Consider the following 10,000-nt stretch of genomic DNA (forward strand, 5'->3'; position numbering starts at 1 on the left):
TCAGGCGGCGTCGCTGCCGCCAAAGCGCGCGGCCCAGTCGGCGACCATGTCGTCGTCGATCTTTTTGAACAGGACCTCGCCGGATCGGACCGTTGCACCGGCCGGCAGTTTGGACAATTCGGCCTGAGCGTCCGTCGTCGGCCAATCGAGCGGCAGCTCGACGCCCACACAGTCGGCGATAGACTGCGCCGCAAACGGCATCAGCGGCTGAGCGAGCACCGCATAGAGGCGCACCAGATTGAGGCCGTGGCGCACAATCACGCCCGCACGCTCGACATCGGTCTTGAAGGCCGTCCACGGGGCGGCCTCCTGAAGATACTCGTTCCCGAGCACCCAGATACGCCGAACGGCCTGCGCTGCCTTGCGCATCTCCATGGCCTCGAAGGCCTCGGTCGCCTCCGCCAGCAAGGCCGACAGATCAGCATAGAGCTTCTCTTCCAGCGGGCCCGCCTCGCCCCCTTCCGGCACGACGCCGCCGAACTTCGACTCGGTGAATTTGAGGATACGGTTGGCGAAATTGCCCAGCACGTCGGCCAGGTCCTTGTTCACCGCGCTCTGGAACTGCTCCCAGGTAAACGACGAATCCGAGCCTTCCGGCGACTGCGAAATCAGATACCAGCGCCAGTAATCCGCCGGCAGCAGCTCCAGCGCCTGATCCATGAACACGCCGCGATTCATCGAAGTCGAAAACTTGCCGCCGTACCAGTTCAGCCAGTTAAAGGCCTTCAGCGTATCGACCATCTTCCACGGTTCACCCGACCCGATAAGGGTCGCCGGGAAGCTCACCGTGTGGAAGGCGACATTGTCCTTGCCCATGAACTGCACATAGGTGACGTCGTCCGCCCCCTGATCGAGACGCCACCAGCCTTGCCAGCCGTCGGCATTTCCCTTCGCATTGAAATATTCCTGCGTGGCGCCGATATACTCCACCGGCGCATCAAACCACACGTAGAAGACCTTGTTTTCAAAGCCTTCTCTGGGCTTTCCGTCCTTGGTTACCGGCACGCCCCATTTCAGGTCGCGCGTAATGCCGCGGTCGATCAACCCCTCTTCGAGGTGCTTCATGGCGATGGATTTGGCCAGTTGCGGCCACTGCGTCTTCGACTCGATCCACGCCCGCAACTGCGGCTCGACCTTTGTTTGCAGCAGATAGAGGTGCTTGGTATCGCGCACCTCAAGGTTCCGCGACCCCGACACCGCCGAATAGGGATTGATCAGGTCCGTCGGATCGAGCAGCCGCCCGCAATTGTCGCATTGATCCCCGCGCGCCTTTTCGAACTTACAATGCGGACAGGTGCCTTCGACATAGCGATCCGGCAGGAAACGCCCGTCGTCGATGGAATAGACCATCTTGTCCGTGCGTTCCTCGATCAGGCCGTTACGATCCAGCGCCTCGCAAAAGGCCTGAGTCAGGTGGCGGTTTTCAGCCGAGCTTGACCGGCCGAACCAGTCATAGCTGAGCCCGAAGGCCTCACCGGCGGTCCTCTGGATCAGGTGCTGCTCGTCGCAATAGGTCTTCACGTCCTGCCCGGCCTTGGCGGCGGCCAGCTCAGCCGGCGTGCCGTGTTCGTCGGTCGCGCAGATATACAGCACCTCATGACCGCGCGCCCGCATGAACCGGGCATAGACATCGGCCGGCAGCATGGACCCGGCCAGATTGCCGAGGTGCTTGATGCCGTTGATATAGGGCAGCGCGGAAGTGATCAGAATGCGGGACATGCTCAGACCGTCTAAAACTCAGGAAATCGGCTTGTCCTTTAGACCATTTTGCCGCCCTGCACACAGGTTTGATGCCCAAAGCACGAAAAAATCTGTGGCGAAGGCGGCAAATCCGTTGCGTTCTGCGATGGCTCCCGGCATAAGGACGGCCCTGTCTGCGACAGCCTCAATGACTCGCAGCGTGCCGGTTTAGCTCAGTTGGTAGAGCAGTTGTTTTGTAAACATCAGGTCGCGGGTTCGAATCCTGCAACCGGCACCATCTCACCACTCGCTGAAGTGTCTGATCGTCTGTATATCCTTTAAATTCATAAACTTATTTAGAAATCATAATCTACTTACGTCTGTATATCTGGATAAATATCCGGTCACTCTCGCCGCATTTCTAGCAAAATGCCGCCGACAGGGGCGGCACGGTTATGTTGCCCCCGAATACTGCTCAAACGCCATGAGGGCGTCAGCCGCATACATCAGCGAAGGCCCGCCTCCCATATAGATGGCCATGCCGAGCACCTCTTCAACCTCCTGTTTCGTCGCCCCCAGTCGCACGAGTGCCTCGGTATGATAGCCGATGCAGCCATCGCAGCGCGTCGCGACACCAATGGCCAGAGCGATAAACTCCTTCATTTTCTTATCGAGAGCACCATCGGCGGTGGCAGCCTTGGCGAGCGCCGAAAACCCTGCCATGGTTTCCGGAATGTCTTTGCGCAGAGTCTTGATATGGGCCGACAGGCGCGCGGTGATTTCGGGATAGGACTTGCTCATTTGAAGCACACCCCCGGCTTGGCGCCCAGCGCCTTGAACACCATCGCCGCCGGACAAAAGCCGGTGAAACTGGCCTGTATCATATTGGCCCCGGCAAAGACGGTCAGCCACACCCAGTTCGGGTGAACAAAATGCGCCAGCGCGACGGACACCAGCACGACGGTTCCGGCAAAGGCCAGAACGAGACGATCGAGAGACATGCGATTTCTCCTCAGGGTTTGATCTTGTGCGCGCCGATCAGATCGAGCGCGAGCTTTTCATAGAAGGGTTCGGACTTGCCGGACTTCACCTTGCCGATGAAGTATTTTTCAAAGCCGACCTTGGCCAGATGCACCCATTTGCCGGATGCCGACCAGTTGATGTTACGCGGTGGAATCTGCGGCTGTGCGAAAAACGCCACGCCGCCATCGCCAAAGTCAGCCAGACAGATGGCATTCCAGGTCGCTTCGTGCGTCGGGGCCTTGCCCGCCAGTATCAGCTTGAAATTGTGCGCAATGGCCGTGACCATGGACTCGATCATGAACCCGGTCTTGGGCACGCCTACCGGCACCGGGGTCTTACCCGTGGGCGCGATGGCGACGCAGACGCCCAGCGCGAAGATATTGGGATAGGTCGGATTGCGCTGATGCTTGTCCACGAGAATAAACCCGCGCGGGTTGGTCAGGCCTTCGTGCCCGCGCACGGCCTCAACGCCCCGGAAGGCTGGCAGCATCATCGAAAAACCGAAGGGCAACTGATGATGCCCCTTTGTTGAGCCGTCTTCATTGACCTCTTCGACGTGCATCAGACCGGCCTCAACCTTTTCGACCCTGGCATTGGTGATCCATTTGATGTGGCGCTGGCGCAGTTCACTTTCCAGCAGACCCTTGGTATCCCCCACACCATCCAGCCCCAGATGCCCGACATAGGGTTCGGAGGTCACAAAGGTCATCGGCACCTTGTCGCGCACCTTGCGTTTACGCAGTTCCGTATCGAGGATGAGGGCAAACTCATAGGCGGGACCGAAGCACGAGGCCCCCTGCACGGCTCCAACCACGATGGGTTTCGGGTCCCTGGCAAAGGCCTCAAACACATCTGATGCCGCCAAGGCATGATCGACGTGACAGACCGATTGAGTGAAATGCTCCGGACCAAAGCCTTCGATTTCGTCAAAGGCCAGTTCCGGTCCTGTCGCAATGACCAGATAGTCGTAGAACAGCTCCATTTCCGTCGAAAGCGTGATCTTGTTGTCTTTGGGATAGATGGCCTTCGCCCCGCAGGTAAAGAATTCGATCCCCTTGCGCCGGAAGATGTTGGTCAGATTGACTTCAATAGCTTCGCGCGTGCGCCATTTGACGGCAACCCACGGGTTTGACGGTACAAAATGGAAGGTGTCGCCCTTATTGACGACGGTGACATCGGCCTTGCTGCCGACGACGTCTTTGATCTCAAAGGCGGCAATCGTCCCGCCCAACCCCGCGCCCAGAATCACGATGCGCGGCTTTTGTCCTGTAGTGGCCATGACTGACCTCCCTGGTGTCCACCCGGTTTACCGCCCGCCCGCTCCGGCGGAGGCGCATTAAAAACAGTGGACTTGTTTTTAATTGCATATTATCTTAAATACGCAATATAGAAACTTCAAGCGCTTTTTTGAGGCCCCATGTTCGGACTGTTCAAACCGCAAACCCCCATCACCAACCTGACCCCGGCCGAGGTGCATAAAGGGCTTCAGACGAAGACCCTCTTACTGATTGATGTGCGTGAGCCCTCGGAGTTTCGCGCCGAACACATCAAGGGCGCCATCAACCTGCCGCTGTCGAGCCTGTCGTCTGAGGCGCTTGCCACGGTCACTGCCGGGGCCGGTGAGCGTACCGTGGTCATGCAGTGTCTGGCCGGCGGGCGCTCGGCGCAGGGCGTCAAGGCCTGCCGCGACTTTGGCGCTCAGGTCGATCATCACCTTCAGGGCGGCATTAATGCGTGGAAGGCCGCAGGCCTGCCCACGGTTCGCTGAGAAAGGCTATGGCCATGCCCCGCCCCTTCCTTCGCCTGTTCGCCGCGTCGGCGCTGACGGCGCTCGCTTTTGCCAGTCTTAGCGCCTGCTCAGACGGGCACGACAAAAAGCCGGTCGAGCGCGCCGCGCCGCAAACGGCCGCCGGCGACCTGCTGACCGTCGCCACGACGGATATCGACGATATCAAGCGTCTGTCGGCTACGCTGACGACGCGCGATATGGGCGAGGCCGTGGCGCGGATTCCCGGCGTGCTGATCACCCTGAATGTGCGCGAAGGCGACACCGTCGCCAAGGGACAGGTCATCGGCGTGGTCAAGGACCAGAGGCTGAATTTCGAAGCCAGCGCCTATACGGCGACCGCGCTTCAGGCGGAGGCCGACTACAAACGCATCAAGACGCTGTATGACAAGGGCATCTACGCCAAGGCCCGGCTGGAGCAGGCGGAATCGGCCTGGAAGGCGGCGCAGGCGCAGCGCGCGGCGGCGGGTGAACTGGCCGGACAGGGCGTCATTCACGCCCCGGCCTCTGGCGTGGTGGTAAAGGCCGAAATCCCCGCCGGGGCCGTGGTCATGGCCGGTCAGTCGGTGGCGACGGTAACCGCCGGGCCGCGCGTCGTGCGCCTGCAACTGCCCGAACCGCAGGCACGCGCCCTCAGTGTGGGGCAAGGCGTTCAACTGGAGGCCAATGGCCTCACCGCTTCGGGCACGCTCAGCCAGATCTATCCGGCGGTCGATAAGGGGCAGGTCATTGCCGATGTCACTCCGGCAGGGCTCGATCAGGTGCTGGTGGGTGAGCGCGTCATTACCTCGCTCAGCCTCGGCAAACGTCGGGGCATTCAGGTGCCGGCCGCCTATGTCGCCACGCGCTACGGCCTCGACTATGTGCGTCTGGTCGCCCCTGACCGCACCTTCAGCGAGATACCGGTGCAGACCGCGCCGCTTTCAGCCGGACAGGTCGAAATCCTCAGCGGTCTCAAGGACGGGGACACACTGGCCCCCTATGGAGCGGCAAAATGAACGACGCCAAATCAGGACTTTCGGGCCGCCTGACGCAGGCGACGCTGAACTCCCCCCTCACCCCTCTGGCCCTGCTGGTGGCCGTGTTTGTCGGCCTGATGGCGGTCATGTCCATCCCGCGCGAGGAGGAGCCGCAGATTTCGGTGCCCATGGTCGATATTCAGGTGGCGGCGGCCGGGCTGAAGGTCAATGACGCCAAGGAACTGATCGCCAGGCCGCTCGAAACCCTTGTCAAAAGCATCAACGGCGTCGATCACGTCTATAGCTTTATCGAAGACGATGCGGTGATGGTGACGGCCCGCTTCAAGGTCGGCACCGATCCCGACTCCGCCGCCGTGCGCATCCATGAAAAGCTGCGCGCCAATGCCGACAAGATGCCAAAGGGCATCCCCGAACCGCTCGTTTCGACGCGCGGCATCAATGACGTGCCGTCAATGATCATTACCCTGTCGCCCACCGCCGGTGCCGGAGCGCGCATTGACGATGTGGCGCTGTACGGACTGGCGCTCAAGCTGCGCAGCGAACTGGCCAAGGTGGACAATGTCGGCCTGACCTTCCTCACCGGCGGCCGCCCGGAAGAAATCCGCATCGAGCCGGACCCGGCGCGCATGAGCCTGCACGGCGTGTCCCTGACCGCACTCACCCAGGCGATTTCAGCGGCCAACCAGACCCTGCCCGCCGGCGTGGTGCGCGATCATGGCCAGACGCTCGACCTCAAGGCCGGGCGCTCGCTTAACAGCGTCTTTGACGTGGGACAGATCACCGTGACCTCGGTCAGCGGCCAGCCGGTGCTGGTGCGCGACGTCACCACTATCGTGCAGGCCCCGCGCGAGGATCAGGCGCGGGTGACCCGCTATCGCCAGACGGCGCATGGGATTGAGGCCGCGCCTGCCGTCTCACTGGCCATCGCCAAGCGTCAGGGGGCCAATGCGGTCATCGTCTCCGAGGCCATCCATAAGCGACTCGAGGCGCTCAAAGGCACGCTGATCCCGTCGGGGGTTGAGGCGTCGATTACGCGCGACTACGGCGAAACGGCCAATGAAAAGGCCAATGAACTGCTGTTCCATCTGGGACTGGCTACCGCTTCGATCGTGGTGCTGATTGGCTTTGCCATCGGCTGGCGCGAAGCCGCAGTCACCGCCGTGGTGATCCCGACCACCATCCTTTTGACGCTGTTCGCCTCGAACCTGATGGGCTTCACCATTAACCGGGTCAGCCTGTTCGCCCTGATCTTCTCGATCGGCATTCTGGTCGATGATGCCATCGTGATGATCGAAAACATCGCAAGGCATTGGGGTATGCCGGATGTGGGGAAACCCGATGGGCGAAGCCGCGCTCAGGCCACCATCGAAGCCGTGGCCGAGGTCGGCAACCCGACCATTGTCGCCACCCTGACCGTGGTGGCGGCGCTGCTGCCCATGCTATTCGTCTCCGGCCTGATGGGCCCCTACATGGCCCCCATCCCGGTCAATGCCTCGGCGGCCATGGTCTTCTCGTTCTTTGTCGCAGTAATCCTTGCGCCGTGGCTGATGATCCGCTTTGCGCGCAAGACGCTGAGCGACGGCCATTCCCACGACCACGAAGGCTTTATTGGTCTTCTCTATCGCCGTGTGGCGTCGAAGGTCATCGCCACGAAAAAGACGGCCTGGACCTTCCTGTTGCTGGTCGGGGCCGCCACGCTCGTGTCGATGAGCCTGTTCGGCTTCAAGGTGGTGACGGTCAAATTACTGCCCTTCGACAACAAGTCGGAGCTTCAGGTCATTGCCGACCTGCCCGAAGGCACATCACTGGAGATGACGCAGCGCGTGCTGGCCGAGGCCGCGCGGGTGGCCGCCGGTCTGAAAGAGATTGAAGCCATCGACGCCTATGCCGGGACCGCCACGCCGTTCAACTTCAACGGGCTGGTGCGTCACTACTACCTGCGCAGCCGTCCGGAACAGGGCGATCTCAATGTGCTGCTGGCTCCCAAGGGCGAGCGTTCGCGCGCCAGCCATGCCATTGCGCTGGACCTGCGCCAAAGGCTGAAAGCCGTGGCCCTGCCCGCGGGTGGGGTGTTGAAGGTGGTCGAAGCGCCGCCGGGGCCGCCGGTCATGGCCACCCTGCTGGCCGAAATCTACGGGCCGGATGCCGCCACGCGCCGCGCCGTGGCCGAAAAGGTCAAGGCCATCTTCAAGGACATCGACTTCATCGTCGATGTGGACGATTCCTATGGTCTGCCGCGCCCGACGCTGAACGTCGTGCCTGATCGTGCCCGCCTGGAAAGCCTCAGCGTGTCGGAAGGCGAACTCTATGCCTCGGTCAATACGCTGATGAACGGGCAGGTTCTGGGCTATGCCCAGCAGGCCGGACGCAGCGGCGAAGGCCGCGAACCGCTGGAGATCGCGCTGCGCCTGCCACAGAATGCGCGCTATGTCAGCGAAACGCTTGAGTCCATGCCCGTGGCCACCTCTGGCGGACGACTGGTGGCGCTGAACGAGATCGCCGCCTTTGAACGCGGACAGGGCTCGACCGCCTATTTCCGCCGCGACGGACGCGATGCCGACATGATCATGGCCGAGCTGGCCGGACGGTATGAGGCGCCTATCTATGGCCTCGGTGCCGTCAATGACGCCATCAATGCCGCCGATTGGGGGACGCTGCCCAAGCCGGTGATCCGCCTCAATGGTCAACCCGAAGACGAAACCCGTCCCACCGTGTTGTGGGACGGCGAATGGGAGATCACCTGGGTCACCTTCCGTGACATGGGCGCGGCCTTTGGGGTGGCGCTTCTGGGCATCTATATTCTGGTGGTGGCGCAGTTCAAAAACTTCCGCCTGCCGCTGGTCATTCTGACGCCGGTGCCTCTGACGCTGATTGGTATTGTCATCGGGCACCTGCTGTTTGGCGCGCCATTTTCCGCCACCTCGATGATCGGGTTTATCGCTCTGGCCGGGATTATCGTGCGCAATTCGATCCTGCTGGTCGATTTCATCCGCCATGCCGAAATCGACACTGATGGCCACAAACGCCCCCTGCGCGAGGTGCTGCTGGAGGCCGGAGCCACGCGCTTCAAGCCCATCCTGCTGACGGCGCTGGCGGCCATGATCGGGGCCAGCGTCATCCTGTTTGACCCCATCTTTCAGGGGCTGGCCATCTCGCTGCTGTTCGGGCTTTTGTCCTCGACGCTTCTGACCGTATTGGTTATTCCTGCCATCTATATCGTCTTCAAGGACGATATGTCTCAACCGCGTGAAACATGACCAGCAGCGCGTCTGATATGCAAAGCCTGCAACCCAATGTGCAGCGGGCGACGCGCCTGCTCAAACTGCTGGCCAGCGAACATCGCCTGATGATCCTGTGCCGGCTGTTTGAGGGCGAAGCCAGTGTCTCCGATCTGGCGGAGCATCTGGGGCAGTCAATCGCGGGTACATCGCAGCATCTGGCCAAGATGCGGGCCGAAGATCTGGTCGCCACGCGTCGCGACGGCCAGACCATCTACTACGCCCTCAGCGACCCTGCCGCCAAAACTGTCGTCAGCACCTTGTGTCACATATACAAGGGCAACGACTCAATAACGGCCTGACACACCAAAGACACTTGTGAAATACTCCTTATAAGCCTCAGATATATTGAAAATTATTTACAATCACCAAAAGCATTGGGCGATTTAAAGGTCGAAAACCCGCCCCGCGGAGTCTTCACAGGCCTCACTGCGCCAGATCGCCGTTTGCCTTTTTCTCCTTGCCCGGCGCCCAGAGTTCCGGCGTCCCCGGTTTCATCTCAACACGGGTTTTGCGACCCGCCTTGTCCTTTTGAAGCGCGAAGGCGTCGTAAAGCACGCCATTGGCAGTGTAGGCCTTATAGGTCAGGCGATCGCCTTCGACGCTCAGCAACTGGAACAGTTGGGTACGTGACGCCTTGCGATCGGCCCAGGCGAGGTCGGAGACGGCGTACATTTTGGGACCCGCGACCGATACGACATAGATGGTGGCGTCGTCATCTGGACGCGCCTCCCCTTTGGGCGTCGGAGCGGCCCCTCTGGCGTAGCCGTGGTCGTGCCCCTGCAGCAGGAGATCGACCTTATACTTGTCGATCAGGGGCTTGAGCGCTTCGCGCACCCGCGGATTATCGCGTTCCGGTTCTGACGAATAGAGCGGGAAGTGCAGGCTGATTATAGTCCAGCGGTTCGGATTGTGCGCCAGAATATTGTCCAGCCACGCCACCTGCGCCGCGCGTTCAGCCTCATCCCCATGCAGCAGTGGGGCATCAACCGAGATAAGGCGCACCCCCTGATAATCGACGTAAAAGGCGGTTTCCTTCAGCTTGGCGCGTCCTTCCGGGCCGTTTTCGGGTAGGGTATATTGCGCTCGCCACTGCGGCGACAGGCGCGCGCCTGCGTCGTCAACGGGGCGACCATATTCGTGGTTGCCCGGCGTCATGATCGAAGGCGTCTGGGCGTGGATAAAGCCGCCGGCGGCGAACCATTCGCCCCACTCCTTGTCCGCGCTGTGACGATTGATCAGGTCCCCGGCGT

Annotated in this window: 9 protein-coding genes and 1 tRNA gene; 5 read left to right on the forward strand and 5 right to left on the reverse strand. The window is 61.2% G+C overall.

Features of this window, described 5'->3' with window-relative positions:
• Positions 1-1,719 (reverse strand): methionine--tRNA ligase, encoded by a 1,719-nt coding sequence (gene metG / locus LDL37_RS00075; RefSeq protein ID WP_290792591.1) that lies wholly within the window; start codon positions 1,717-1,719, stop codon positions 1-3.
• Between the two features lie 183 nt (positions 1,720-1,902).
• Between metG and LDL37_RS00080 the strand changes: the two genes are divergently transcribed.
• Positions 1,903-1,978: transfer RNA gene (locus tag LDL37_RS00080), tRNA-Thr, on the forward strand.
• A gap of 155 nt (positions 1,979-2,133) precedes the next feature.
• On the opposite strand, the gene LDL37_RS00085 is transcribed toward LDL37_RS00080, so the two are convergent.
• Genes LDL37_RS00085 through LDL37_RS00095 form a run of 3 tightly spaced genes read right to left on the reverse strand, consistent with a single transcriptional unit; the run spans position 2,134 to position 3,982 of the window.
• Positions 2,134-2,481, reverse strand: a complete 348-nt coding sequence (locus LDL37_RS00085) for a carboxymuconolactone decarboxylase family protein (protein ID WP_290792594.1) — start codon at positions 2,479-2,481, stop codon at positions 2,134-2,136.
• Positions 2,478-2,681, reverse strand: coding sequence for a DUF2892 domain-containing protein (locus LDL37_RS00090; protein WP_126420229.1), 204 nt, complete (start codon positions 2,679-2,681; stop codon positions 2,478-2,480). Before LDL37_RS00090 ends, LDL37_RS00085 begins: the two co-directional genes overlap by 4 nt.
• Positions 2,682-2,692: 11 nt before the next feature.
• The gene (locus LDL37_RS00095; protein WP_290792601.1) at positions 2,693-3,982 is read right to left on the reverse strand and encodes an FAD/NAD(P)-binding oxidoreductase; all 1,290 of its coding nucleotides are present in this window, start codon (positions 3,980-3,982) and stop codon (positions 2,693-2,695) included.
• 138 nt (positions 3,983-4,120) lie between these two features.
• Here LDL37_RS00095 and LDL37_RS00100 point away from each other — a divergent pair, with 138 nt between their 5' ends.
• Genes LDL37_RS00100 through LDL37_RS00115 form a run of 4 tightly spaced genes read left to right on the forward strand, consistent with a single transcriptional unit; the run spans position 4,121 to position 9,049 of the window.
• Entirely contained in the window at positions 4,121-4,471 is a 351-nt protein-coding gene (locus LDL37_RS00100) for a rhodanese-like domain-containing protein (protein WP_290792604.1), read from the forward strand.
• Positions 4,472-4,485: 14 nt separating this feature from the next.
• Positions 4,486-5,487: an efflux RND transporter periplasmic adaptor subunit gene (locus tag LDL37_RS00105; RefSeq protein WP_290792607.1), complete on the forward strand. Its 1,002-nt coding sequence runs from the start codon at positions 4,486-4,488 to the stop codon at positions 5,485-5,487.
• Positions 5,484-8,726 carry an efflux RND transporter permease subunit gene (locus LDL37_RS00110; RefSeq protein ID WP_290792610.1) on the forward strand — a complete coding sequence of 1,081 codons (3,243 nt, stop codon included), beginning with the start codon at positions 5,484-5,486 and terminating at the stop codon, positions 8,724-8,726. Before LDL37_RS00105 ends, LDL37_RS00110 begins: the two co-directional genes overlap by 4 nt.
• Positions 8,723-9,049 (forward strand): metalloregulator ArsR/SmtB family transcription factor, encoded by a 327-nt coding sequence (locus LDL37_RS00115; RefSeq protein WP_290792613.1) that lies wholly within the window; start codon positions 8,723-8,725, stop codon positions 9,047-9,049. The genes LDL37_RS00110 and LDL37_RS00115 overlap by 4 nt, the downstream gene beginning before the upstream one ends.
• Positions 9,050-9,173: 124 nt before the next feature.
• Here LDL37_RS00115 and LDL37_RS00120 read toward each other — a convergent pair.
• On the reverse strand, positions 9,174-10,000 hold an 827-nt coding region (locus tag LDL37_RS00120), incomplete at its 5' end, for a metallophosphoesterase (RefSeq protein ID WP_290792616.1).

The sequence above is a fragment of the Asticcacaulis sp. genome, assembly GCF_020217185.1.
GTDB lineage: Bacteria > Pseudomonadota > Alphaproteobacteria > Caulobacterales > Caulobacteraceae > Asticcacaulis.

Coding starts and splice junctions, on each gene's coding strand:
- LDL37_RS00100 (WP_290792604.1), top strand. CDS start 4,121: ATGTTCGGACTGTTCAAACCGCAAACCCCCATCACCAACCTGACCCCG.
- LDL37_RS00115 (WP_290792613.1), top strand. CDS start 8,723: ATGACCAGCAGCGCGTCTGATATGCAAAGCCTGCAACCCAATGTGCAG.
- metG (WP_290792591.1), bottom strand. CDS start 1,719: ATGTCCCGCATTCTGATCACTTCCGCGCTGCCCTATATCAACGGCATC.
- LDL37_RS00095 (WP_290792601.1), bottom strand. CDS start 3,982: ATGGCCACTACAGGACAAAAGCCGCGCATCGTGATTCTGGGCGCGGGG.
- LDL37_RS00090 (WP_126420229.1), bottom strand. CDS start 2,681: ATGTCTCTCGATCGTCTCGTTCTGGCCTTTGCCGGAACCGTCGTGCTG.
- LDL37_RS00085 (WP_290792594.1), bottom strand. CDS start 2,481: ATGAGCAAGTCCTATCCCGAAATCACCGCGCGCCTGTCGGCCCATATC.
- LDL37_RS00105 (WP_290792607.1), top strand. CDS start 4,486: ATGCCCCGCCCCTTCCTTCGCCTGTTCGCCGCGTCGGCGCTGACGGCG.
- LDL37_RS00110 (WP_290792610.1), top strand. CDS start 5,484: ATGAACGACGCCAAATCAGGACTTTCGGGCCGCCTGACGCAGGCGACG.